Here is a 24,438-nt window from a genome sequence, read left to right on the forward strand (position 1 = left end):
GTAGATCAACGAAAGGAGTAACAAATCATGAAACGAAGAATAATTTTAGATTTAGCAGTTACTTTAGATGGTTATATTGAAGGGAAAAATGGGGAAGTTGATTGGTGCATTATGGACTCTGAGATGGGGTTTATTGATTTCTTAAATCAAATTGATACTATTTTATATGGAAGAAAAAGCTATGATTTATGGGGACAATTTACTCCGGAAATTGAACATACGGATACTGAAAAAGAAATTTGGGGATTAGTTCATAGTAAAGAAAAATATGTGTTTTCCAGGAGACAAAAAGGGACAGATAATAAAGCAATATTCATAAATGATAATGTTCTTGAAGAAGTAAATAAATTAAAGAATAAGCCTGGTAAAGACATTTGGCTTTATGGTGGAGCAAGTCTTATTACAACTTTTATCAATTTAGGGCTTGTTGATGAATTTAGATTATCTGTTCACCCTGTTATTTTGGGAGAAGGAAAACCGATGTTTATTGATATAAAACAGAGGTTGAATTTAAAAATGGTTAATACAATAACGTTCTCCTCTGGAGTTGTGCAACTAATCTATCATTTGAATGGGAAATAATATTGCACATTCCAATGATAAAATACAATAAATATCATCAGGAAATACCGAATAATAATTGTTAAACTAACGAGGAACTTTAGCTGAATAAATGTAACAAGAATGAAATCTTATTTTCATATAGCTTTAATGAATCAAGCCTATAATAAAACTGACCCCCTTTAAAATATAAATAATTATGACCCCCAGCCCGTTGCTGTGGGTCACTTTTTTGTTCGTTGAAGTAACGGGCAGTATACTGCGGTAATAAATTCAGGTACTAGAAATAGATAGCACTATTGAAGTAAACCAAAACATCCTATAATTTAATTGAAAGTAGATTTATATAGAATGGGAGTCAATAAATTGGATTGTATTTCAAAATATGAATTAGAAAAGAGAACTAATTATGTCAACAAAAGTTGGGTATATAATGAGATCCATGCACCAATTTTGAGTTCGATATATGTTGTTATTAATTTAACGAATGTAAATTATGCAAGTAAACATTATGATATCCTCAGCTGTGCGATCAAGCAGCAGCCACTCCTCTTCACATTGCGATGGTCTAAGTTGGCATCACGTGGGAAGGCATCTTAACGTGCACTACGTCGGCTGCGGCCGTTAGTAGCCGCTTTTGGTTTTCTCCAGTACCAAAGTGTGCTAAAGATGAGATAGAGTCCCATGACTGCCGCAAGCAGAATAAGGGTGAAGTCCGACATGTTCTCCATGGAATCAAGCCAACCGATTCTTTTCATGCCGAACAAACTGATGTTAAACACGATCCCAATCAGCATAACGGACCATATGGATGAAAGGCGTACATAGATGGATCCATAAATGAATCCTAACGCTACACCCAGAAGCTGCATCGCAATTCCTCCCGGCTGCAACGCCGCAATAATCAAAGCGATGACTACAATTGGCCAGAATACGGGAACATGTTTCCGGGCTTCGTTAAACATGATACCAAAGAATAGGATCAGCTCAAGTGCGGTGGTGAGCACTGAGGAAAGTATAATGTAAACGAAAGGAACAGAGGCGAAATATTCTTCTGTAAAATCATTGAACGTTGTAATGTTGTAGTAAAGAAGTAGTTTCATGGAGGCAACGATTAATAAAGTGAACGCCAGTCCGATTGTTATCATGTGAACCGAAAAGCTCGGACTGATCGGCGAGAAGCTACTAAGTCTCCAGAAGCTTACCGGTGTCTGTTTCAAAAGCCGATATTTAATGGCGTAAACAATTGCGGAAAGAGCGATTGTAATTACAAGTACCATGAATACCTGGATTGGGATGTTCTTTCCTTTTCCGAACTGCCCCCATCCTAATACAGGATCAATGACGATATTATAGAGGAAGATCACTAAAATGATGATCGTCAAATAGAGTAAGTAATTTCCCAGCATCGATAAATATCTCTTCATGAGAATCGCCGCCTTTCATTTTAGAAAAATAAACTAACTCACCCATTTTCAGATTATTCCTTATCCGTGAATAATATAATAACTCGTTTTTTATTTAGCGAAATATAGTGCATTCCTGCAGGATGGTTTGAATATTTCGATGAAATAAAGAGTGATTTATTATGAATCTCCCCCTTCTGTCGAATAGATGCTTAATAGGTGGAACAATTTTTATGACTCAAGGAGTAGAAGGACTTCTTGAAGCTCGGCGAGGTAAGGGTAGTACCAGAGGAGTGTATTAAGTTCCCCTTAAAATCGGGGTTTTTTAGTTTAAATCGCCAATGTTTGTGTCGTTTAAGATGTAGGGAAGTGGTACTTCATTGTGCTAACGGGCAAATTTCTACAATAGAAACGTGATATAGTGAAAGCAAACACTTTTTTGCATTTTTTTTTTTGGATTGCAGGCTAAAAACTAAAAAGTCTAATTAAGGAACCAGACTCGATTAAACTAATCGAACTTCTTTGGAGGAAAAAATGGGTTACATTTGTCCAGTTTGTGGTTATGACGAATTAGAAAAGCATCCATATGATGAAAAGGGTAATGAATCATTCGAAATATGCGTATGTTGCGGTTTTGAGTTTGGCGTTGATGACATGCTTTATACCTTTGAAACATACCGAAAGGAATGGTTATCTAATGGTGCGAAGTGGTTGTTCCATGCTAATAGACATAGTGATAACTGGAACGCAGATGAACAACTAAAGAATATTGAAAAAATCCAACCAATGTACATCCCATACAATCGGCCGCCAAAGCCCTAAGCAACGGGAAAAAGAGCTCAATAAACACCAGGAAACAGCGTAGGCCAGATTTGATCGGTTGTCTTCTCTGTTAAAATTTCGAAATACGATATTAGGTGGAATTTTATTGGCGGGGATCGTCGGTTATCTTACTAATCAAATCCCTGGTTTTTTGTCGAGATAAATGCATTATCAGCGGAAAGTGAACAAATTTATTAGTTTGTATCAATCGGCGTAGTTGCAAGACGGACAGGGGAGGGCATATTGCTCTCCCCATTTCTTTTCGATAAAGCAATGATTGCTGAGAAAATTCAGATTAAAGCTCTAAAGGAGGAGCATATTTTATGAAGAATAATATGTAAGACTTACTCAATTCACATTAGGAGCTAAATACATGACCTTTCAGTTGGATGATCTGTACGCAGGTCTAACGAATATGCCTTTTTTCCCGAATGAACTTGCGTACCTAAGCGTTTCAGGTAAATGCGAAGATACGCTTCGCGATCGTTTGGCTTACTATCTTGCAAATGAATCTCATCAGCAAAAGAACTGGGATATATTTCACCCTAAAGAAGTTCCGATTAATATGGGCTACGTGGACCTGGCCGTTTTCTCTGAAGAACACTCATCAATTACCCGAATCAAGGCCTTAATTGAAATGAAACATCTGATATCAACGGAAGTGCTTTCTGGGAATGAATTCACCGGCAGATACGGTAACAACGGTAAAATCAAAAGAGTGCTTTCCGATATTGAATTTTTACTTGAATCCATTCAAAATGGATCCTTAAGTAGACACCCAATCAGGTTGTATCAGATCATTTTCGTTTCACATTATATACCTGGTGCAGGTTATGATACACTTCCGGATCGAGAATACCGGTACTCACAAAATGTAGCTCCGTTTCTTCATATTCCGGGTGCACGAATTGAGAAAGGATTAATCCGGAAATCAGTCGAGTTAGAACTGCAATTTCCAACCACTGAATCAATGAGAAAAGGAATCGAGAAAAAAATTAAGGATTCCTTCAGCGCAATATTTAATGTGCAGATATCGGTAAAGGTGGGTGTGCTAGATCATGGCCGCCAACACGAATATCATTACTTCCAAGCTAAAGTCTTTTTTGCTGTGCTTGAGATGACCGTAAATCATTAAAACAAGACAAAGGGCTATACTAGATTGTCAAACACCTTGTCGCATGGGAAGGGTACCTACCTGGAAAGCAACCGGTATTATCATGCTCAACCTTGCTAAATAAATAAAACAAGGCACAGCGAAGTAACTTGGCGTTGAACTAACGGGAAACGATAGTTCAATAAAAACACGGAAGCAGCCGATTCACAATGACCGGCTGCTTCATTGTGCTAACGGTCAGTTTAATGGAATCCTGTGGTGTACATGTTTTGTAAAATATTGTAAAATAATCGAAATTGTTAGAGCAACTTTTACTTAATCGTACCGTCTAAATGTTAAAGTGGTAAATAAAGGGAGTGATGAATTTTGAAAAAGTTTGTTTTAGGTCTAATTTGTGGAATTGGTTTAACTGCAACAACCGCTGTATATGCCTCAGACACAATACAAGCGTATTTGTTTCCTGCCAAGTTTGTGTTTAATGGCGTAAGTAAACAATTGGATAGTAACGAATATGTAGTGTTAAATCATAATGGTCACGCCTATGTACCAGTTCGTTTTGTTTCTGAGTCCATGGGTGCTCTTGTTAAATATGAAGACACTACCAAAACGATTACAATTGAACAAACAAATTTAAGTGAAAAACTACCTTTGGATAAAGACTTTTTCTCATTTGCTTCAGAAGGCAAAATCAAAGGAATTGAATTTGGAATTGGGTCCAATAAATATGATGTCGTTCAAAAATGGGGAGAGCCCCAAAAAACAGGAAGTTGGCAAACGCAATATTATTCATGGTTTGATTATTATTATTACTTTGGTAATCCCGATGAGAGTGTCAGCGCAATTCGAGTAGTTGGAGATACAGTCAAATATACAGTTAATGAATTAAAAAAAGCAATTGGTGAGCCGAAAGATGAAGGATTAAGCGACCTTGAAAGTGGATGGTATCTGAATTATGAGGCGGGGGATTACCAAGTATTCTTTAATGCGGATACTAAAAATGGCGTAATTAAGTATCTGACATTAAAAAAGAAATAAACCAATAAATTAAAATGCTTAATGCTACACACTGCATTAACGCAGAACATTAGTTCCATAAGATTGTACCATCTCGGCTACAGGTGAATCGCTCTGTGGCTTATTCCAGTAATAGGAAGAATAGCATGGTTGAAAACATTACCGTATATGTTCCAATAAAGGAGGGGATAGGAATATGAATCCGGACGTCCAAAAACTGGTGTCTGATTATTTTAATGGTCCGTTAAAACAACAAAGTATTTACCCCTTTCTTTCAGAAGCTTTAGATGCAGCTTTAATAATAGTAACTGGAAGTTACTCGTTTGGAATGTCTAACGAATCATCAGACCTCGATATTGAATTAATAATTCCCAATGAACTGCACACTGCTTTAGTCGAATTGGCGGGTGGGGTCCAACATTTATGGGTTCACGATGAGAATCATCATCCCTTAGTAGATATTAAGATCCGACCTTTGACTTGGCTCCAAAACCGATTGAATGGAAGTGATCCTGAGGTACTTTGGATATACCAACATGCTATTTCTATTCAGGATCATGAACAAATCCTTTCGCAACTTAACACTGAAGCGACCAGGCGATTTCGATCAATAACCTTGGGTCTTATCATGCAATGCTATAAAGATTTTCGTACAGGTGTAACTGTTCCTGCATCGCGAGAAACGTTGGGAAAAACAATTATGATGACCAGATCAATTGAAGCGGCATTGGCTTTACCTTTTCTCTCAAGGGGAGAGCCTTACCCTTATCCGAAATGGAAAAGTATTTGGTTAATAAACAGTCACAAACAAGGAGCGACTATCGTGTCTCTCTGTGAGCAATGGTTAGCTGGAAAACAAGTTTATGAAGCATTAAGAGAAGTAATTAACTCAATAATGATTGAGTCAGGATATCATGATTTAATCAAACACTTCTGGAGAAAGATCTAACAATCGATTACTGAGGGACGGAGAACAACATTTGAACAAAACAAGGAACAGATCTGCCGTGGTAGCTGCTCCTTGTTTTTATTGGGGTAGTTTATTTGCGGTCTTAAATCAGGTGCTAGGAGTTTCGGATCATGAATTCTGTGTGTTGCGTTTTTTTTGTTTTAAGAAAATATGTATTTACTGCAGATGGTCGCTCAACTAACGGGCAGTAAAGTGAAATGAAAAAGACTGAAATTCTGTAAAATGATGGAACTTTCGTGAGTGTTGAACGTCTAAATGATATTAGTAACTTACAGGAGGATGGTTCAATGGAAAATAATCACGAAACGAAACCTAGCCTGAAAGTAAGTAAACAAAATGGCAACCAACGATATTGGCAAACGGTTTCGCAGGTATCTGAAAAATGTTAGGGGAGTGATGATTAATATGGGGAATATCGAGCAACTCATTATAAATATCATCATGCTTCTTTTTTCCAAGCATAGGCGTTTAGTGTTTACTGCATTCAATCAATCGAAATATTATGATGCGGTAAATAAATTAAAAAGTCATGGCATTTCCTATCGCAGCCGAATAACAAGTCATGACACGGGTACAGTGGGTTCAGGAAGAAATGAAAACAGCCAATACGACATCTACGTCAAGAAGGATGAGGTATATCTCGCGGAGAAGGCTATAAATAGCTAGCGGTTTAAATAATAAAAAATGCTGTTGTACGGCAGCAACATCCCGTTGAGGGACGGCGAACGATAGTTCAATCACGACATGACGGCAGCCGGCCACACGATCGGCTGCCGTTATCCGTTGAAGTAATGGGCAGTTAGTTAACGTTAAAAAAAATAAAACCGGCACAATTAGGTGCCGGTTAACAAAATGCCCAAATGCAAAAAAATGATAACCCTAAAAAAGCCATGGATACATAATAGTATATAAAAAAAATTAATATCAGTCTATTACTTTTCTTGGGAAAATTGTATGTTATTTATGCGACCGCGCGGCGCAATATGATAAGGGTTGAAGGGAGAAGGCCTATGATAACGCTCAGAAAAATCACATTGGAAAACCGGCGTGCCATATTTAACCTGGAAGTTTCAGAAGATCAACGACGCTTCGTTGCATCCAATCTGTCAAGCGCAGCTTCGTGTTATGTCCTTGCAACCAATGGGGGGCATCCATTTCCATTTGCCATATACGCGGATGAGCAGCCTGTCGGTTTTGTTATGTTGGCTTATGGAATCACCGGATACGAAGAACCGTCAATCGCAGATGGCAACTATTGCATCATGCGACTGATGATTGACAAGCAATACCAGAATCGGGGTTATGGTCGGGAAGCCATGACAAAAATCTTGGAATTTATCCGTACCTTTCCGGCAGGGCCAGCATATTACTGCTGGATCCCTTATAAACCAGATAACGTCGCTGCCAAAAAGATTTATGAAAACTTCGGCTTCTGTGACAACGGCGAAATCTTCAACAACGAGTCAATAACCGTCTTGCAACTCTGATTTTTTTATCATACTCTGTGTTCCTAGGATAAAATTAAGGGGTACGTTAGTCGAATGGAACAAGGAGCAGCTTTGCCTAGTGGCAGCTGCTCTTTGATTTTATTGAGTAACGGAGCAGGATAGTTGGGAGGATGTAATTGGGTTGATGTAGAAATACTTGAGTCATTCAATTAATACAGGAGATTTAATTACATGGCTTACTTACCAATTCTACACGAGAAAAGTAAACAGTTTTATTGGAAAGGTTCAGGGGCTCTATCGATTAAAACATTCCGTAATGGCAGGGCTTACTACAATACTGGACGCGGCCATTATATGGTTGAAGAAGGAAAGTACTTATTACTAAATCGCGGTCAAGAATATTCAATCACCATTGATTCGGAGACTCCAGTTGAGTCATTTTGCGTTTTTTTTCCTGAGGTTATGGTTGAGGAAGTAATTCGAACATTAAGAACATCAAGTGCTATGCTGCTAGACGATCCTTTCGATAAACCTGCTAAATCACGGTTTGAATTTGTAGAAAAAACTTATACAGATGATAAATAATATTGTCTCCCTTGCTTAATTCACTACATTCTTTTCCAGGGGATGACTTATGGTTAGAAGAGAAAATGCATGCAATTTTACAAGGTCTTCTCATTATACATACACACGTTTGTGACGAAATGCAGAAATTGCCCTCTTTACGTGCTTCAACAAGGGAAGAACTATATAGACGAATCCAATCCGGGCATGAATATATTTCAGCATATTTTGATAAAGAGATAGGGTTATCCGAAATAGCAAGAGTTGCCTGTTTATCACCAAATCACTTTCTACGCAATTATAAATTGCTTTTCGGGTTTACCCCACACCAGTTTATTATTGAAAGGCGCCTTCATGAGGCTAAGAAACAGCTTCTTTCAACAAGGAGAACGGTTACAGAAGTTTGTTTTAGTGTAGGCTTTCAAAGCCATGGAACATTTACTAACTTATTTACAAGAAGATTTGGTGTTTCGCCTACAAACTTTCGTAAAAAGGTGATTTTGAATAAGCAGAGGTGCGTAGTAATCACTTACAATAGAAAAGTAAAATCCAAAAGTCAACGGAGGTTGGATACAAGTGATTAATGAAATATTTTCTGCAGCTCGCTCGGGAAATAGCGAGCAATTAAAGGGATTATTAGGCGAGGCCCCTAAGCTTGCAAATACTGAAAATGAAGATGGTTTAACTCCATTAGGATTTGCTGCACATTATGGAAATTCTGATGCCGTAAAGGTTCTTTTGGAGAATGGTGCCGATGTTAACGCGGTATCTCATTCAAAAATTGAATATATACCCTCTAATACCGCTCTCCACGCGGCGATCGCTGGTGAAAGGGATACAGAAGTCATAAAAGTGCTTTTAATGAACAAGGCAAACCCTAACATTTTTGATAGTAACGGTCACACAAGTTTACATACTGCGGCCTTCCATGATGACAATATTGATCTAATCAAATTATTGGTGGAACACGGCGCTGATGTTTATGCCAAAGTTGAAGGCGGCGATGATGCAGCTTCCCTTGCAAAGGAAAGAGGTAATCTTCGAGTCGCAGAGTTATTGGGAAATTACATTGCTGATTAAGCAAACGGAAACGTGAGTTCAGCGGTGGAGCCGATCCATCGCTTTTCTGCGTTCTGCACATGGCCATTAAACAAACGGACAGATTTCTTCAACAAGAAATAGGGGAATTATGTTATTATTTGGGAATGACTTCTACGTTAGCAAGCAATAAAAAGGAGGCTTTCTATGAATATAAAAGAAACTGGAATTATCCTATTTTGTGAAAATTATGAGGCGGCATTAAAATATTATTCTGATAAACTGGGTTTGCATGTACGCAAAAAAGGCGAGGACTTATCCGTATTAGACTTCGGAGGTAGTTATCTCATGTTGGAGGATAACGGGGTTGCTTCACTAAAGGAAAAAACAAGGGCAGAGAACCCGACAGTCATTCGTTTTAACGTCACTAACTTTGGAGAGGCTGTCTCAGAGTTAGAGCGGCGTGGAGTCTTTGTTGATGTCAAGAAATTTGATTGGGGAACGATTGGAGTTATTATTGACCCTGAAGGAAATCGGATTGAATTGAAGGATTAGATTTAAAGTAACATGTTGAACTAACGCAGAACGAGTTCAATTACAAAATAATGAGGCAGCAGACAACTTAGGTCTGGCAGACTTCTCAGTGAACAGAGGAGGGTAACATGTATTCCTGGATAAAAGAAATCCACAAAGAAGATGTATTCGGAAATGACGTTGAAAACGCAATACCAATCCATGTACCTTTTAAAATTGAAAAGTTGGAAGCAAAAGATTCTGTTTATAATATGACTGTCTTTGCTCAATTTCTTAATTCATCCAGTGTCCTATTGCCAGGGAATACATCCATCCAGCTAGAGTCTGAGAATGAAGAAATCCATAATTTGATTCTAAAGGAATTAGTTCCTCACTATGAGAAAGTTAAAATTGTTATAATTGATAATCGGATAAGCACCATAATGATGGAACAGTTGAAGAATGACTCCGTAGAGTTATTTAGATCTATGGAGCAAAGCGGCGAACTGTCTCCTTTAATAATGGACTTTTATCGAAGTAGTGAAAGGAACTTGCTTGGTCCTCATAAGATGAGAAGAACTTGCAGGTATTTTAATGTATTATTTGATAAGTTGGAACCTATGAACTTAACTGGAACAGATTCTCTGATGAAATGGATCGAAGATGGGTATAAACAACCGAATGAAAGACTAGCTTTATCACCTACTGGATGGGTATTAGAGGACGAATTACAAAAGTCGGTCTCGCTTCGCTTCTTTGCAACATTCTGTCCTAGTCTTTTCTTAGTAGTAGATGCAGATGATTTGAAAATAGTCGGACTTGATATCTTAAAAAAGCAAATGAAATCATTCAACTAATGACGGAGAACGATATTTCGAATGTGAACTTTTCTTCTAAACTTGAAGACCAATGGAGGCTAAGTGTGTGAAAATTAAATTTGTAGCACTCTTACTCTTATTTACAATCTTTATTGCTTTGACTGGATGTTATAACAATTCCAAGGAGAAAACCCCACGGGAACTGACTGCTCAATCGGTATCAGAACTGATAACTATTGAAAATGTTGAATCGTTACAAGTTGTTGGCGGCTTACCAGGTGCAAAGGGTTCTCAATTATTTCAAAAAAACGATGCAAAGGGTAAGGATATTATTACAAAAATTATAGGCTGGTTATCTTCTGCAAAGGCCGTAAATAAATGATCAAACAGAAACACAATATGGGAAACACGGTTATCCGATGGTTTTAGAAATAAATAATAATGAGGGTAGGACTACATATATTGAGCTTGCATACAATTGTGTTTCTAAAACAAATCCAGATGGGAGCGGTACAAAGACATGCACTGCTGCTGAAGGAGAAGTCTTTATTTACAATGAGTTAATAAAAACACGTGTTAACTCTCCAAGACTGTACGAATGGCTTAATGAAGGATGGATAAAAGAAGAATAGTTTGACTATTATAATCTGATGTGTGTACTCAGGAGATTGTACAAATCGCTAAACTAACGGATACTATAGCTCAATAAACAACAAGAGAAGGCTGCCGAGATCAATTGATCGGCAGCCTTCTCAGGTAACGGGCAGGATAACGCAACTTCTGAGAGATGTATGTGTCTTATTAATGGGATAAACTGTAAATTATGAGGATTCTTATGAAAAAATGAGTATACGTTATTTTAGTAATAATGACCTTTATGTTTTCATCGGGTGAATCAGTTTCTCCAAAAATATTGAGGAGGAGTGAAAGATAAAAATGGTTGTAAATAAAAAGGCAGCTGCGGTTATTGTCGCCATCATCATGGTAAGCGGATTAGGTTGGATTGGCTTTCGATTGGTAAACGAAAGCAAGGGCTCAGTTTCACAAGGCACAACTCAGCAAAGCACTGCTGAACCCAATGATAGTTTTTCAATGAAACCTATACCCTCGGTTGTTGATGGGATAATCGAAGAGGACATTCAATCTATTCGTATCTTTGAAGGATCTATGTCCGATTATACGGCTAAAGAAACCCCTTTCTTTTCAAAGCCTGATGTAGGCATCATGTTTTTTCCGAAAACGTTGATGCCTTTAACGCCAGAGGTCATATCCGAACTTCCTAATAGAATCAAGATCATTTCTAAGAATATAAAAAAGGAAGTTCGTTTTTCAGTCGATCCGATAAAATCCGGAGATTCCAACGTAGTTCCGTTGTTGCTGCAATTGATTGATGCTCCTAAAGAGGATCTCCTTATCCATTTCGTTTCTATGGACGGAAAACAAGAAAAAATCGTTACCCTATTTTATACCGAACCGTTCAATTATACAGTTACATCTGAAGATGATCCGGAAATTGCGAAATACGACGAATATTTAGAACAAGGGATGAACACAGTTCGCCATTTACAACCAGGCAAGTTATATAAGTATCGATTCCAATTTACTCACGATCTGAATAGGGAGAGCGTTCAACACAAATTGACAGAATACCTCAAAAACAATACTTTTCAGGGAGTAAGCTTGGACTGGGAGAATGATAGGAGTTTTATTCTTTCTATAGATTTCAGGCAGGAGGCAAATGCAGCTCCTGTTGGATTGAGTTTTAACGGCGTTCGTAACATAGCAGGATATACGCTCTCAACCGGTAAACAACATCGTTTTCAACCTGCACCTGCCCAGGCGCTTTATAGAATCAACCTTGCAACTTCAAAGAAGGATAGCTTGTTTGCCTCCTCTATTCATTATAATGAAATTGATGTATCCCCCAATGGGAAGTATGGATTGGCAGCAGAAGTGGGAGACAATGAAATGCATTCGATTTACGCCTATTCTGTAATCGATTTGAATGGAAAAATATTAAAGTCATTCGGTATGGACGAGATTCGTCTTGCCAAATGGTCCCTAAATGGCAATGCACTGATCTATTTGCAAAAAAACAATGTGATGCTTTATGACCTCCCTAGCGGTAATACCAAGGTCATTTGGGCAGCTCCAAATCAAGAAAAAAATGCTAGAATCGTCTCCTTAGACAATGATCCTACATCAGAAACGGCAGTGATCGGTTGGGGTAAGCACGACGATGATGGTAGATTCACCTATGATCTTTATGTTTTATCAGATTATAGTGACAGCCAACCAAGGAAAATCCAATTCGCGGGCAGCTTTTCTTGTTACGAAGGACCTTGCATTGCCCCTGGTTATCGGATCGTCAAAAAAGACGAAATGTATTACGAAGTTTATGGTGATCAGGAAAACACTCCTAAATGGTCTGCTTACAAAATAGATTTGGCCAGTGGGGAGAAGAAGGAAGAGGACCTAAAACATCTGATTTCGGATGACGATAATAAGCGTATTTTTGAATTATCGAATGGGAAATCGTTATGGATTCAAAAACTACCTGTGAATAGTAAGGAGCAATGGATTCGTTCCGATCCGTTCAAAGGCAAACAAACTCCACTCATGGAAACCTCTCTCGGATTATTTAAAGAGTGGATGTCTCTGTATGAAATCGGGGAAGACAAATACTTGATCCATCTTCCTGATCAGAATTGGAAAATCATTGATACAAGAAACAACAACGTGTCAGAATATGTATTGATTCCAAAGGAAGTCAATCAAGTTCACAAATTAGGGACACAACTATATTTTTTTAGCAACGAAGAGTCATAACTAACCAATTGTAAACGATGGTTAAGTAGTAAATGAAATGATGCAGGAAGTTCAAAAAATTGAGAGTGGCGGACCGAAATGTCAAACAATCTTAACCATTTAAGAGTATTTATAAAAAAGATACTCTCCGTGATTTTTCTTTGCCTAGTCTTAACCGCTTGTACCGATCCAAAACAATCACAACCACCCACCATAAAAATAACGCCATCCGCACAACCTGAACCTACAAAAGAAAACACTGTTATTAAGCCTGAGAAAGAAAATATCATTCCAGTAGAGTATATGCCTGTAACATTACCTACTATTAGCCTATCACCCATTGGTACGAACGTGGTCAATAAGAAGCTTAAAGAAGTAAAACTACAAGATGCTTCGGTTGTTCTATATAGCAAAAAGAGTGGCGAATCTCATCACATCTACGCTGGTATTAAAACTGGAGACAAGATTTACGAAATCGAGGGCATTATTGGATATGGAAATCCCGACGAGACCGAAATTTCTCAAAATTATTTCAACGGCATTTCACTCATTAAAATCCGTGGATCAGAAGGAGCATCCGCCCCGATTACCAACTACATTAAAATTGAAAATGGCTTCCCTATATCATTTATTCAAATGGAAAAATACTTCCAAGAATATGATATCGATAGTGACGGTAAAAAAGAATTGATCACATCTGCTGGAGGAACGATTCCAGAAACTGAAATAATAAAAGTAAACGGCAACAAATTTGAAAGCGTAAATCTTAATCAGGTCATGAATGGTGTTGTGACTTTTGATAATAAGCAACTAGAATTTATTGTATACCAACCCAACAAAAATCCTGAATTATATAAAATGACCTCTAGAGGAATGGAATATGTGAGCGAGCAGTCCATTGCCACGATTGATAACAAAAATACTACTATTAATGAACCTGAACAAAAAGTTTGGTTTCCCCGACCGCACGGGGGTAGAACAATAAGCGGTTCGGGCAACCAGCTTGATGATACATTTATTGATCCGAATAATGGATGGGCCCTATTCCATATAGGCGAAGAAAATAGGTGGGAGCTACAACGCACCTTCGATGGGGGAAAGAATTGGGACACTATAACGAATAAAGCGCCTGAGAAATCCTTACAATTGAGTATCCTTGACGACAAACATGGTTGGCTTCTCGGTAACTTTGAGAAAGATGAACCCCCCATATTATATATAATGAGGACAGAAGATGGCGGAGTAACGTGGAAGAAACAAACACTTGAATCTCCAGTTGATACAAATAAAATTACTAAAGACACTGAAATCATATCCCAGAATATGTTTTTCTTTAACGAGAGTGAAGGAATCGTACAACTCGAATTTAAAGTTATGGATTCTAAATCCCTTTATATCTACTACACCTCAGATAAGGGAAGCACCTGGTCAAAGCCAGTAAAGGTTGACTTAACAAAAACAACGATTACGTTTGGTGATTGGACATGGGATCGTACCGATGCAAATAAGTTGATATTCTCGAAAGGAAATAAACAATGGATTTCGGATAATAATGGTGAAACATGGAATCTAGTGCAGAAATAAATGCCCGCAGCCGTCCCGGAGCTTCACTCCGCTAACGGGCAGGATTGTTAAGAATAGGTAATGGTCATAATGAGTATTAAGTTGTTGAGACTAAAAAACAAGAGGGGTGAGCCTCTGTTGAGAACTTTACTATACGTGATTTTAGGTTGTATCGGAGGCATGTTCCTTGTTTTATTACTTATTTTTGCTAAGGCTTTATTTAATGCAGGTATTGAGGCGATATTTCCGCATAGTAATGCTCAACTCATTTTGGGGATTATTGTATTAGGTTTAGTTGTTATTTATTTCATTTGGAAGAAAAAACGTCACTAACGGGAAACAATGTGTAGGAGTTGCTATCAGGCTCCTTAATTCGTTTGTTGAAGTAACGGAAACGATAGTTAAATAACAGAAGGGCTGCCGTGTCGTGGCAGCCCTTCGCTCAGCTAACGGGCAGTTTAACGGAACAATTTCTTAAGACATAAAACTCGCTCAAATGAGGGGAATTATAACTGGCTGTTTGCTAACACGCTAAGATGCGCGAAGGCCAGTGCAGCGATCTACAGTATCATCGAGACGGCAAAGGAATATGGACTGCATCCGTTTAAATACATCATGCATCTTTTTGAGAGATTGCCACAGCTCGAAAATCCCTGTGATCCGAAGTCGCTGGAGCCGTTTTTGCCTTGGTCATCGTCTATTCCATTGATGTGCCGTGTCTTTACTTCGTGATAAGTCTATAACAGCCCTAGTACAATATAATGCTGCAATGACGATGTTGGCTAACGTCATCGTTCACGTGTAGGCTTATTATGTCTGACTAACTTTGAATCAATCCAATACCTCAAACAGTTTATTATGTCGCGACTTAGCCAACCTTTTAAGATGGGTGGATTTTCTTGACACCACTTCAAGTTCTAGAACGCAGCTTGGTCCGCACAATAGTTCCACTACCAATGGGCCCAGGAATCCGAAGTTCGCCGCCGCTGTATCTCAAATAGCAGATACACGCGATAATCGTAACAAAGCGTTGACTTCTGAACTGTTGAGGCTAAACGAAAAAATGCACTAGGCCGCGAGGCTAGTGTAAGTAAGGGACTAATTATTTCGAGAAGCTATGCACTTGAATGGAGGTGACTTTTATGCAGATCAGTAGACTTTTCGGTATCGTTTATTATTTGCTTGATAAAAAAGAAAGCACTGGGAAAGAACTTGCAGACCGTTTTGAAGTGTCGGTTAGAACCATATATCGCGATATCCAAACATTAAGCAGTAACGGTATACCGATCTATACGAGTCAGGGCAAAGGCGGAGGCATTGTTATCCTTGATAACTTTGTACTAAATAAGTCGGTGCTCTCAGATAAAGAGCAGGATGAAATATTGCTTGCACTGCAAAATCTCTCGGCGGCGCGATATCCGGATATTGATTTTGTGCTTTCACGACTGAGAAATTTTTTCCAGAAGAGCGATGTCAATTGGATTGAAGTGGATTTTTCCCCGTGGGGAAGCGATGAAAGAAATAAAGAAAAATTCAACGAGCTGAAAATGGCAATTATCAGAAAGCAGATCATTACGCTCGAATATTTTAATACTTCGGGTACGAAAAGCATGCGCAGGGTTGAGCCGATGAAGCTAATTTTTAAGGATAAGGCATGGTATTTGAAAGCGTATTGCTACGATAAAAAAGCCTACAGAACGTTCAAAATATCTCGTATGGCTAATATCGAAATCACCGACGATGTATTCGGGCAAAGAACACCGGGTGAGTCCACGGCTGAATCGGAAGATAATCACATTCTTGAATTCATTGATATTCGGCTAAAAATATCACCAGCAGGGGCGTATAGAGTTTACGATGACTTCAATGAAAAAGAAATAACGAAACACGAAGATGGATCTTTTACGGTTCTTACATCTATGCCTAGAGGGGATTGGCTTTCAAATTATCTTCTCTCTTACGGCCCGGTTATTGAATCGATAGAACCTCAAAGTCTGCGAGATACTGTCATAGGCAAAATGGAGGTAATCATGCAAAATCTGAATCGGATAGACGAAATTCGATAGATCAAAGAGAACGAATTTACCGGACCGAATCAAACTGGATGCTGACATAAACTCATTTTACAAAAGCGTTGAATAGACTTTCATCCAAATGGTAAAAGAATAAAGAATAAAAAAAATGAAGTTAATATGACACGCTGTTGTCCAGTTATATATGATAATCTTAGAGCGTGTTAAAACAAAAAGGAGGAGAACTAATGAAATACACCGTAATAACAGGAGCCAGTTCCGGCATTGGGTATGAAACTGCGCTCGCCTTCGCTGCGCGTGGCAAGAACTTGATACTTACTGCACGTAGGAAGGAGAATTTGGATGAGCTTCGCTCTAGCATTCAGCAACTTCATACCGACGTTGACATCGTCATTCATGCCACAGACCTCTCTATCGCCGCAAATGTTTTCTCACTATACGAAAGTTTGAAAACGTATGAGATTGAAACGTGGATCAATAATGCGGGGTTAGGAAATGGCGCTTCCGTCGGAGACCAAAATTTGGACAAAATCCAGCAAATGCTGCATCTAAACATAGAAGCCCTCACGATACTAAGCTCCCTGTTTGTCCATGACTATGCCAGTGTGGAAGGAACACAGCTGATTAATATTTCCTCGGCTGGCGGGTATACCATCATTGGCGATACAGTCACATACTGCGCAAGCAAATTTTATGTCAGTGCATTTACCGAGGGGTTGGCACAAGAATTAGCGGGAAAGGGGGCTCGCATGAAGGTAAAGGTTCTCGCCCCATCTACAACCGAGACAGAATTTGCGAAGCGTTTTTACGACCTTGAACATTTCGAGTACTCGGGTGTCTTTCCGAAGTTTCATACCGCTGCACAGATGGCCGAGCTGCTCCTGAAGCTCTATGATGGCGACAAGGTAGTAGGAATTGTCGACGGTTACACGTATCAGTTTGAACTGAGAGACCCAATCTTCCCTTATTTAAGTTTGTAAATACAAGTCTCACAAGGGCGTTCGCGAGTCGCGGAGTAAATGCGTGCCCGTTCCATGAATAAAAAGTGAAGATCTAAAACAAAAGTGGTTGAACAGGAGGCTATTCCTGTACAACCACTCTTACTGTCATAGGCAAAATGGAGGTATTAACGCAGAATCTGAATCGGAGAAATGAAGATGTTAATATGACACGATGTTGTCCAGTTATATACGATAATCTTAGAAAAAATGATTGTAATTAAAAGGAGTATAAACATGGAAAAGCAGCCTATTGGATTTAAAAATGCCGAACCATTTTTTAACATCATTATGGAAGGACTTAAAGGTGAAGTTGATGGGGAATACTTTTGGGATGCTGTTGCGGATGATGCAGTATTTGATTTTTTATACAACATTCCAGGATTTCCAAACAGAATGGAAGGTCGCTCGACATATATGAGTTGGTTCAGTAATTATGGTACTAAATTAAATAGCGCCGATCATCTAAAAGTTTATAAAGTGCAGGGAGAAAATATTATTGTTATGGAATATCAGGTCCACGGAATCGAACCATACTCCGGTAAGCCTTACGATAATAGATTTTGCTCAATAGTTACGATTAAAGATCGAAAAATAGTTTATTGGAGAGACTATATGGATTCGCTTGCTGCTATGGGCAGTTGAAAACTAGGTTATGGAAGCTTTCGATAAAGCATTTACCTTGTAGAGCAGGCAAGTATCGAAGGATCCTTGGACGAATGCGGAGAATTCGAATTGTCAGCGTCCTTCGAGGCACTTCATGGCACGTTAGACGTAGATTTATTAAATCCGCTGCAAGCCGATCTTGGAGTTAATGTGCATGTTCCGGAATTGAAAGTAGCAGACGTGATTGCAAAATCATTGAAGGTTGATTTCTAAGGCAAGTTCTTCGTCGAAAAGTGTACGCGGCTGCGATTGATCGATAGCATGTTCATGTTCAAAAAGGGCCGGCTCGCAAGCGAAGGGATCGCTTGTGAGCCGGCCTTGATTGTTAGTTCAACCCTTATTCCTGAACTTACTCGGCGTAACGCCCGTAACCTGCTCGAACACCCTGCTAAAGTAGTAGGGGACGGGGAATCCGACGCGTTCGCTTACTACTTTGACGGAGTAAGAGTTGGATGACAAATTGGTTTTGAAATGACAAATAAAGTTTTGAAATGTCAAACAAAGTTTTGAAATAAAAAAACGTTCACTAATCAACTCTGAGTGAACGTTTTTTTACTGAGTTAGAGCATATGATTAACATTTTAGTTGCAGAAGCAGCGGGGATTAACGGGAGAACTATAGTTCAACCACGACATGGAGGCAACCGGCACGATCGGTTGCCTTTGTCTATTAAACGAAAGGATAATTTGATCAATTCGCGAAAACTTTAAGGATGGAATTATTTTCAAGATTATCAGAAATCAAAGTAAGGGGATTAGGATATGAAGTACTATTTGTCATCATTTAAGATTGGAAATAATGAAAAGAAGTTACTACAAATGACAGAGAACGGGAAGAAGAAAGCTGCTTTTATTAATAGTGACGAAGTGGACATTACGGAACTTAAAATCTTGGATTCTTTGTAGACATTCTTGACTTAGAATTTTGAACAATACGATATTAATATTCTTCTGACCCCTCTATGTAGTTAATGTAAGGTGCTTACTTTTAGGTACTTATTCTTTAGTCTTAGAATAGATCGTGGAGCGCGGCACTCCAGTCATATTAGAAATCTTGTTCGTAGTAGAAGAAAATTTTTCAAATACAGGGGAGCAATTCTGCTCTGTTTAGATTGAAACTTACCTACTAGTAAGTTATAATACAGCTATGGAAAATCGAAAAACACAAATTTTAGACCTGGCACTAAAACTTATTCGAGAAAAAGGTTATGTTGCCATAAGTTATGATGATTTGTCCAAACAGCTGGGCGTAACCAAGGCAAGCATACACTATCATTTTGAAAAAAAGGAGGATTTAGGAGTTGCCGTTACCGAGCGGATGCAACAAAATTTGCAGAATTTCTTATTATTCATTAATCATTCTACAATGACAGTAGAAGAGAAGCTTATGCAGTTCATTGCTAGACAAATTGAAATAAGCGGGGATGGAATATGCCCAATATCGTCTTTACAATCTGATTTTGTATCATTACCTAATATTATTCAACAAAAAGTGCAGGAAGTAAGTAAGTTTGAATTAAAAGTTTTAATAAATATTCTTACAGAAGGGTATAATGAAAATATCGTTCAAAAATCAGAAGATATTGAATCATTAGCTTTTACCATTCTGTCATGTATAAAAGGTGCTTTGCAATATAAACGAACATTGGGAAAGGATGTATTATCCCAAGTTCTGATTCAGATAAACCGTCTTATTAAATATTAAAAGGCGGTTAATTACGAAGTATACTTATCTACTAGTAAATAAAATAATAAGGGGAAGTAGGAAGTTACTAAAATGAAAAGAATGCTTTTGGTTATTCTTATAATGTCCTGCTGTGCTACTTTTATTACACCGTTATTTCCTCTATACAGTGAACATTATCGATTGAATAGTCTGCAAATTACGATTTTGTTTGCCATTTATGCTGCTTTCCTGCTTCCGACATTGCTTGTCGTGGGAGCCAAAGGCAGCGCTTGGGGATTGAAAAAAGTACTTCGCAGCAGTATTTGGATCTCCATCGCATCAACGTTGCTCTTACTAGGAAGTTTTGATGCTTGGATGCTCTATGCTGCAAGGATATTGGAAGGTTTAGCATATGGCGCTTTTACGGGTACTGCAGCAGCTTTTTTAATTAAACAAATCTCACCTAATAAAGTAGGTACAGCTATCAAGTTTTCGGGAGTAACAATACTCATCGGTTTTGGCCTGGGTCCAGCTATTGCCGGTTTAATTTTGCAATATTTACATCTGCAGCCGCTTCGAGTACCATATTGGTTTCTACTTTTCATGTTAATTACTTCTTTAGTAATTCTGGAAACTCTTCCTAAGCACGAGGATTCTCTAACTCAGAAAACGGTTAAGACTAAAATTTCACTCGGTGTGCCGGGTAGTATTCGTTCACATTTTTGGTCATTTGTTGCACTGCCGATCTTCACTGTTTTCACAATTCAAGGAATTGCGTTTTCCCTTATACCTTCTTTTATCAAAAATGTCATTCACACTTCAAACCTCTCCTTTTCCGGGTTATTAATTTTGTTGCTTCTTGGAGGAGGGGCCTTGGCTCAGTTTGTTCCTTGGCCGAGTAATCCAGTCTCACGGATGCGCTTTGGAATCTTACTACTTGCTATTGGATCATGGGGCATTGTATTTTCTGGTCTGACAGCGAATTTATTTTTGCTGTGGACCGGCATATTCATTCAAGCAATCGGCGGTGGATGGACGTTTCAAGTTTCTTTAAGGTTTGCCAGTCAGTTGCCGAAAGCAGAAGAACGTCCACGAGTTATATCGGCTTTTTATTTATGCGCCTATTCCGGATTCATTGTTCCGGTTATTGGAGTCGGAGTCCTGTCTCAATTTTTTAATTTAAACTTTTCATTGATTCTATTGAATTTGTTTGCTGCGATAATCGTTATCTATGTATTGATTTATTCAGTCAGATTTAATCGATATTATTCTAAAGTTACATCACAATAATCACCATCATGGATTGATAGATAGGAGAATACTAACATGTATAAACGTTTTTTGGTTCCGGTTGACGGTTCCGAACACTCCAAACATGCTTTGAAATCGGCGCAATGGCAGGCGGAAAATGCCGGGATAAACGCCCGGATAACACTACTTCATATCATTTCTCGGAATGATATCAATACAGTTGCGTACGGGGTGGATCTTGAACAATTGCAAAAAGAGGAAGCTAAGCGGATTTTAGAAGAATCCGTACAGGTCCTTTCAGGATCATCCATACAATATGATATCGAATACCATATTGGGGATCCTGCAGAGATGATATGTAAGAAAGCGAAAGAAGGAGATTATGACCTGATCGTAATGGGCAGCAGAGGACTTAGCCTTTTTTCAGAACTGTTCGTGGGAAGTGTTAGCCATAAAGTAATCCAACACGCTCATTGTGCTGTAATGATTGTAAAATAACTCATGCTTGAAAACTATATAATGCACATGCTGGTTTGTTTGACTCCATGATTGAAGGATACGACGACAAGCCTCCGGGTTGCTTACTTGTCAATATGGCAGTGGAGCTTGCTCCATGGGATCACGAAGTGGACGTCAAGGCCGGAGAAAGCTTCGACAGGATGGAGCAGCTTCTTGCCGAACTGATCCGGAGAGGACAAAAAAACGGAGAGTTCGCCACTTCCCGTGACCCGGGTAAACTCGCGGAAAATATTCACAATACGATGGTGGGGGTTGCTCGTACTTGCCCGAACTTCTTGACCGTGATTTCAAAACTGCGCGGAACATGGGGATTATATTGGAAACAGAACATACTGCCGTCGTACTGAAAAGTAATAATATGAATGTTGGACGGCATAAACGCTCACGCCAGATACCGCTTAAGGAGGAGCACATGAATAATCTTTTGACAAATGTGATAGACGCGCACGGAGGAATTGACCGTTGGAAAAAATTTAGTTCACTGACTGCCACGATCGTCACCGGCGGCGGACTATGGGCATTGAAAGGACTTGTACAAGACTCCAATCCTCGGGAGATGACAGTCGCGCTTCATTCGGAAATCGCCTCTATTACTCCCTTTGGGCAACCGGATTGGCGAACTGCCTTCACGCCCGATCGCATAGCGATTGAGACCCTTTCTGGGGAAATCATCCACGAGCGACAGAATCCTAGAGCCTCTTTCGCTAACCACGTGATGAACACACCGTGGGAACCGTTACATCGAGCATATTTCAATGGATACGCATTGTGGACATACTTGACAACGCCTTTTTTCATGACCATGCCAGGATTCGAGGTCAGCGAAATCCCGCCCTGGCAAGAGGGCAATGAACAATGGCCCGGTTTACGTGTTCAGTTCCCCGACCACATAGCCAGTCACGGCAAGGAGCAAGACTTCTACTTTGGCGATGATTTTCTGCTGCGCAGGCACGATTACCATGTCGATATCTCAGGTAGCTTTCCAGCGGCGCAATATGTCTACGACTTTATTGAGATCGAAGGGCTTCGTTTCCCAACAAAACGCCGCGCATATCTGCGCGGACCCAATCTGGAGCCAGTAAAGGATATGCTTTTCGTCTCGATTGATCTCAGCAACTTCCGGTTCAGTTGAACTCATACCTCCGCATCCACAAGGATGCGGAGGTATTCTTACAGGAAAATCATCCGAAGTTAATGTTGTTCTTGATCATGTCCGGAGCAGGGGGATGGCGTACACTATAGAAGAAGCAGAAAATAATCATAAACAAAAGAAGGCAAGGCGGAGTTCGTACGATGGCAGACACGATCGGTTGCTTTTGTCTGTTGAAGTACTTAGTAAAATGAAATCGTATAATCCAACAGCGATGGCAATGATGGTGTATGATAACCCCACTGAGCAGAATAAAGAACTGCAGCGAAATGTCGAAACGTATGTTAGAAAACTAATGACGTAAGCTAAATACAAAAGCGCGCGCGCTGCCGGTATTTGTTTGTCAGTAGCGCGCTTTATTTTGTCGTAAAAGAGAGAGAGATAAAAACCTGTACAACTTCTTGTCTTTTATCGATAGTTATTCTAGACATGAGTGTAAGAGGACAAGATCATATATCTATAGAGATCCGCGCGCAGCGCGGTTTTTTTATTTTAAGGATGTAAGTTCTTGTCTTTTTCGCAAGACAAGAACTTACATCCTTTACCGATACTGGACAAGAACATATATCCTTTGCCACGGTGGAGTTCAACGGACAATATTTTACATTTTAGGAGTCGTGTGAAACCTTTTTAAATACAATTTAGGGACGTCATGCAAGGAAATAACAAAATTATTTGCGCTAAAAACATATATCTTTTGCCGAATTATTGTACAAGAACATATATCTATTGTCGTAAATATAGACAAGAACATATATACTTAGCTGATTTTTTGGACAAGAACAAAGTATTATAGCCGAAGCGCAATATAGAACAACAAGAAGCTCTAAATAATGATTGTGTTAAAAACATTGCACACATTCGTGGTGCAGTACACTCTCGAGTTGAAATAATTCTCTTCAATATTCCCGACACAAGAGAAAGAGAGAGGGAATTTGAAAAAGGACTGGAAATGTCAAGAGCACAAGCCATAAAAATGATCAGGGATGCTTTTGATATTATCATTCAATATCTCGAACGACTTCAATCTAACCCGGAGTTAGTAATGTCACAACCATTTATCTATTTGCCACCTCTTACGTATAGTCAAGTAAATAACGAGACTACAGCTCTCAACCTTATGATCGCGATGGTGCGAGAGGTCCATTATCATACGGGGCAAATCATCTATGCAGCAAAAATGAGAAAGGGACAGCTTGTATGGCAATACGATTAGGGATAAAAACTTGATATAATTGACCAGTGGTTTAAAAAACCCTTGATCCCCAAGGACTATTTAATTTGTAAGGATAAGCATGCCAGTAAGCAAACTAACGGCGTTTATGTTGATACGGATCGATTCCAGTAGATTTTAATTTTATGAATGTCGAAATCAATGTCAAAAGTCACAAAACAGATGAATGGAAATCAATGCTATATTTCTGAAAAATCAAAACTATCGCTCTATATGATATACATTTTTTATAGTCTAATATTAGGTTGAAAGGCTGATTGCTATAAAAAATACGGAGGTTGGC

At 38.9% G+C, this 24,438-nt stretch carries 30 protein-coding genes and 1 pseudogene; 29 read left to right on the forward strand and 2 right to left on the reverse strand.

The window, feature by feature from the left end; translation table 11 throughout:
• The first annotated feature begins 27 nt into the window (after positions 1 to 27).
• Positions 28 to 582 carry a dihydrofolate reductase family protein gene (locus AC58U0_RS32205; protein WP_497382857.1) on the forward strand — a complete coding sequence of 185 codons (555 nt, stop codon included), beginning with the start codon at positions 28 to 30 and terminating at the stop codon, positions 580 to 582.
• Positions 583 to 1,157: 575 nt separating this feature from the next.
• On the opposite strand, the gene AC58U0_RS32210 is transcribed toward AC58U0_RS32205, so the two are convergent.
• On the reverse strand, positions 1,158 to 1,988 hold the full coding sequence (locus AC58U0_RS32210) for a hypothetical protein (protein WP_497382858.1): 831 nt from the start codon (positions 1,986 to 1,988) through the stop codon (positions 1,158 to 1,160).
• Positions 1,989 to 2,501: 513 nt separating this feature from the next.
• Between AC58U0_RS32210 and AC58U0_RS32215 the strand changes: the two genes are divergently transcribed.
• From AC58U0_RS32215 to AC58U0_RS32315, 21 genes and pseudogenes are all read left to right on the forward strand, one after another.
• Positions 2,502 to 2,789, forward strand: a complete 288-nt coding sequence (locus tag AC58U0_RS32215) for a hypothetical protein (RefSeq protein WP_497382859.1) — start codon at positions 2,502 to 2,504, stop codon at positions 2,787 to 2,789.
• 373 nt (positions 2,790 to 3,162) lie between these two features.
• Complete coding sequence (locus AC58U0_RS32220) at positions 3,163 to 3,924, forward strand: hypothetical protein (protein ID WP_497382860.1); 762 nt, start codon at positions 3,163 to 3,165, stop codon at positions 3,922 to 3,924.
• Positions 3,925 to 4,269: 345 nt separating this feature from the next.
• Positions 4,270 to 4,938, forward strand: a complete 669-nt coding sequence (locus AC58U0_RS32225; protein ID WP_497382861.1) for a DUF4309 domain-containing protein — start codon at positions 4,270 to 4,272, stop codon at positions 4,936 to 4,938.
• A 175-nt stretch (positions 4,939 to 5,113) separates the two neighbouring features.
• A complete protein-coding gene (locus AC58U0_RS32230; protein ID WP_307440727.1) occupies positions 5,114 to 5,866 on the forward strand; it encodes a hypothetical protein in 753 nt (250 codons plus the stop codon).
• A gap of 426 nt (positions 5,867 to 6,292) precedes the next feature.
• On the forward strand, positions 6,293 to 6,553 hold the full coding sequence (locus AC58U0_RS32235; RefSeq protein ID WP_497382862.1) for a hypothetical protein: 261 nt from the start codon (positions 6,293 to 6,295) through the stop codon (positions 6,551 to 6,553).
• Positions 6,554 to 6,897: 344 nt separating this feature from the next.
• Entirely contained in the window at positions 6,898 to 7,374 is a 477-nt protein-coding gene (locus AC58U0_RS32240) for a GNAT family N-acetyltransferase (RefSeq protein ID WP_497382863.1), read from the forward strand.
• Between the two features lie 192 nt (positions 7,375 to 7,566).
• Complete coding sequence (locus AC58U0_RS32245) at positions 7,567 to 7,920, forward strand: AraC family ligand binding domain-containing protein (RefSeq protein WP_497382864.1); 354 nt, start codon at positions 7,567 to 7,569, stop codon at positions 7,918 to 7,920.
• Between the two features lie 119 nt (positions 7,921 to 8,039).
• A complete protein-coding gene (locus tag AC58U0_RS32250) occupies positions 8,040 to 8,483 on the forward strand; it encodes a helix-turn-helix domain-containing protein (protein ID WP_497382913.1) in 444 nt (147 codons plus the stop codon).
• Entirely contained in the window at positions 8,476 to 8,979 is a 504-nt protein-coding gene (locus tag AC58U0_RS32255) for an ankyrin repeat domain-containing protein (RefSeq protein WP_497382865.1), read from the forward strand. The genes AC58U0_RS32250 and AC58U0_RS32255 overlap by 8 nt, the downstream gene beginning before the upstream one ends.
• A 165-nt stretch (positions 8,980 to 9,144) precedes the next feature.
• Positions 9,145 to 9,492, forward strand: coding sequence for a VOC family protein (locus AC58U0_RS32260; RefSeq protein WP_497382866.1), 348 nt, complete (start codon positions 9,145 to 9,147; stop codon positions 9,490 to 9,492).
• A 107-nt stretch (positions 9,493 to 9,599) separates the two neighbouring features.
• The gene (locus AC58U0_RS32265; RefSeq protein ID WP_497382867.1) at positions 9,600 to 10,307 is read left to right on the forward strand and encodes a hypothetical protein; all 708 of its coding nucleotides are present in this window, start codon (positions 9,600 to 9,602) and stop codon (positions 10,305 to 10,307) included.
• A gap of 67 nt (positions 10,308 to 10,374) precedes the next feature.
• The gene (locus AC58U0_RS32270) at positions 10,375 to 10,650 is read left to right on the forward strand and encodes a hypothetical protein (RefSeq protein ID WP_497382868.1); all 276 of its coding nucleotides are present in this window, start codon (positions 10,375 to 10,377) and stop codon (positions 10,648 to 10,650) included.
• Between the two features lie 37 nt (positions 10,651 to 10,687).
• A complete protein-coding gene (locus tag AC58U0_RS32275; RefSeq protein WP_497382869.1) occupies positions 10,688 to 10,900 on the forward strand; it encodes a hypothetical protein in 213 nt (70 codons plus the stop codon).
• 304 nt (positions 10,901 to 11,204) lie between these two features.
• Positions 11,205 to 13,097: a hypothetical protein gene (locus AC58U0_RS32280; protein WP_497382870.1), complete on the forward strand. Its 1,893-nt coding sequence runs from the start codon at positions 11,205 to 11,207 to the stop codon at positions 13,095 to 13,097.
• Between the two features lie 78 nt (positions 13,098 to 13,175).
• Positions 13,176 to 14,660 (forward strand): WD40/YVTN/BNR-like repeat-containing protein, encoded by a 1,485-nt coding sequence (locus AC58U0_RS32285; protein ID WP_497382871.1) that lies wholly within the window; start codon positions 13,176 to 13,178, stop codon positions 14,658 to 14,660.
• A 117-nt stretch (positions 14,661 to 14,777) separates the two neighbouring features.
• Positions 14,778 to 14,972, forward strand: coding sequence for a hypothetical protein (locus AC58U0_RS32290; protein ID WP_307440732.1), 195 nt, complete (start codon positions 14,778 to 14,780; stop codon positions 14,970 to 14,972).
• A 168-nt stretch (positions 14,973 to 15,140) separates the two neighbouring features.
• Positions 15,141 to 15,371 (forward strand): annotated as a pseudogene (locus tag AC58U0_RS32295) (transposase domain-containing protein); the annotation flags it as partial.
• Between the two features lie 410 nt (positions 15,372 to 15,781).
• On the forward strand, positions 15,782 to 16,705 hold the full coding sequence (locus AC58U0_RS32300; RefSeq protein ID WP_497382872.1) for a helix-turn-helix transcriptional regulator: 924 nt from the start codon (positions 15,782 to 15,784) through the stop codon (positions 16,703 to 16,705).
• 194 nt (positions 16,706 to 16,899) lie between these two features.
• Positions 16,900 to 17,652, forward strand: a complete 753-nt coding sequence (locus AC58U0_RS32305) for an SDR family NAD(P)-dependent oxidoreductase (RefSeq protein ID WP_497382873.1) — start codon at positions 16,900 to 16,902, stop codon at positions 17,650 to 17,652.
• Positions 17,653 to 17,907: 255 nt separating this feature from the next.
• Positions 17,908 to 18,315 carry a nuclear transport factor 2 family protein gene (locus AC58U0_RS32310; RefSeq protein ID WP_497382874.1) on the forward strand — a complete coding sequence of 136 codons (408 nt, stop codon included), beginning with the start codon at positions 17,908 to 17,910 and terminating at the stop codon, positions 18,313 to 18,315.
• A gap of 90 nt (positions 18,316 to 18,405) precedes the next feature.
• Positions 18,406 to 18,549: a hypothetical protein gene (locus AC58U0_RS32315; RefSeq protein WP_497382875.1), complete on the forward strand. Its 144-nt coding sequence runs from the start codon at positions 18,406 to 18,408 to the stop codon at positions 18,547 to 18,549.
• A 117-nt stretch (positions 18,550 to 18,666) separates the two neighbouring features.
• Here the strand turns inward: AC58U0_RS32315 and AC58U0_RS32320 are convergent, their stop codons facing one another.
• Positions 18,667 to 18,870 (reverse strand): helix-turn-helix domain-containing protein, encoded by a 204-nt coding sequence (locus tag AC58U0_RS32320; RefSeq protein WP_497382876.1) that lies wholly within the window; start codon positions 18,868 to 18,870, stop codon positions 18,667 to 18,669.
• Positions 18,871 to 19,482: 612 nt separating this feature from the next.
• Here AC58U0_RS32320 and AC58U0_RS32325 point away from each other — a divergent pair.
• From AC58U0_RS32325 to AC58U0_RS32355, 7 genes are all read left to right on the forward strand, one after another.
• Positions 19,483 to 20,040: a TetR/AcrR family transcriptional regulator gene (locus AC58U0_RS32325; protein ID WP_497382877.1), complete on the forward strand. Its 558-nt coding sequence runs from the start codon at positions 19,483 to 19,485 to the stop codon at positions 20,038 to 20,040.
• 72 nt (positions 20,041 to 20,112) lie between these two features.
• The gene (locus AC58U0_RS32330; RefSeq protein WP_497382878.1) at positions 20,113 to 21,291 is read left to right on the forward strand and encodes an MFS transporter; all 1,179 of its coding nucleotides are present in this window, start codon (positions 20,113 to 20,115) and stop codon (positions 21,289 to 21,291) included.
• A gap of 36 nt (positions 21,292 to 21,327) precedes the next feature.
• Positions 21,328 to 21,750 (forward strand): universal stress protein, encoded by a 423-nt coding sequence (locus AC58U0_RS32335; protein WP_497382879.1) that lies wholly within the window; start codon positions 21,328 to 21,330, stop codon positions 21,748 to 21,750.
• Between the two features lie 47 nt (positions 21,751 to 21,797).
• On the forward strand, positions 21,798 to 22,118 hold the full coding sequence (locus tag AC58U0_RS32340; protein WP_497382880.1) for a TetR family transcriptional regulator C-terminal domain-containing protein: 321 nt from the start codon (positions 21,798 to 21,800) through the stop codon (positions 22,116 to 22,118).
• A 65-nt stretch (positions 22,119 to 22,183) separates the two neighbouring features.
• Positions 22,184 to 22,903 (forward strand): hypothetical protein, encoded by a 720-nt coding sequence (locus AC58U0_RS32345; protein WP_497382881.1) that lies wholly within the window; start codon positions 22,184 to 22,186, stop codon positions 22,901 to 22,903.
• A gap of 94 nt (positions 22,904 to 22,997) precedes the next feature.
• A complete protein-coding gene (locus AC58U0_RS32350; protein ID WP_497382882.1) occupies positions 22,998 to 23,225 on the forward strand; it encodes a hypothetical protein in 228 nt (75 codons plus the stop codon).
• A gap of 648 nt (positions 23,226 to 23,873) precedes the next feature.
• Entirely contained in the window at positions 23,874 to 24,137 is a 264-nt protein-coding gene (locus AC58U0_RS32355; protein ID WP_497382883.1) for a hypothetical protein, read from the forward strand.
• Positions 24,138 to 24,438: the final 301 nt, after the last annotated feature.

The organism is Paenibacillus sp. J31P190 (assembly GCF_059692075.1).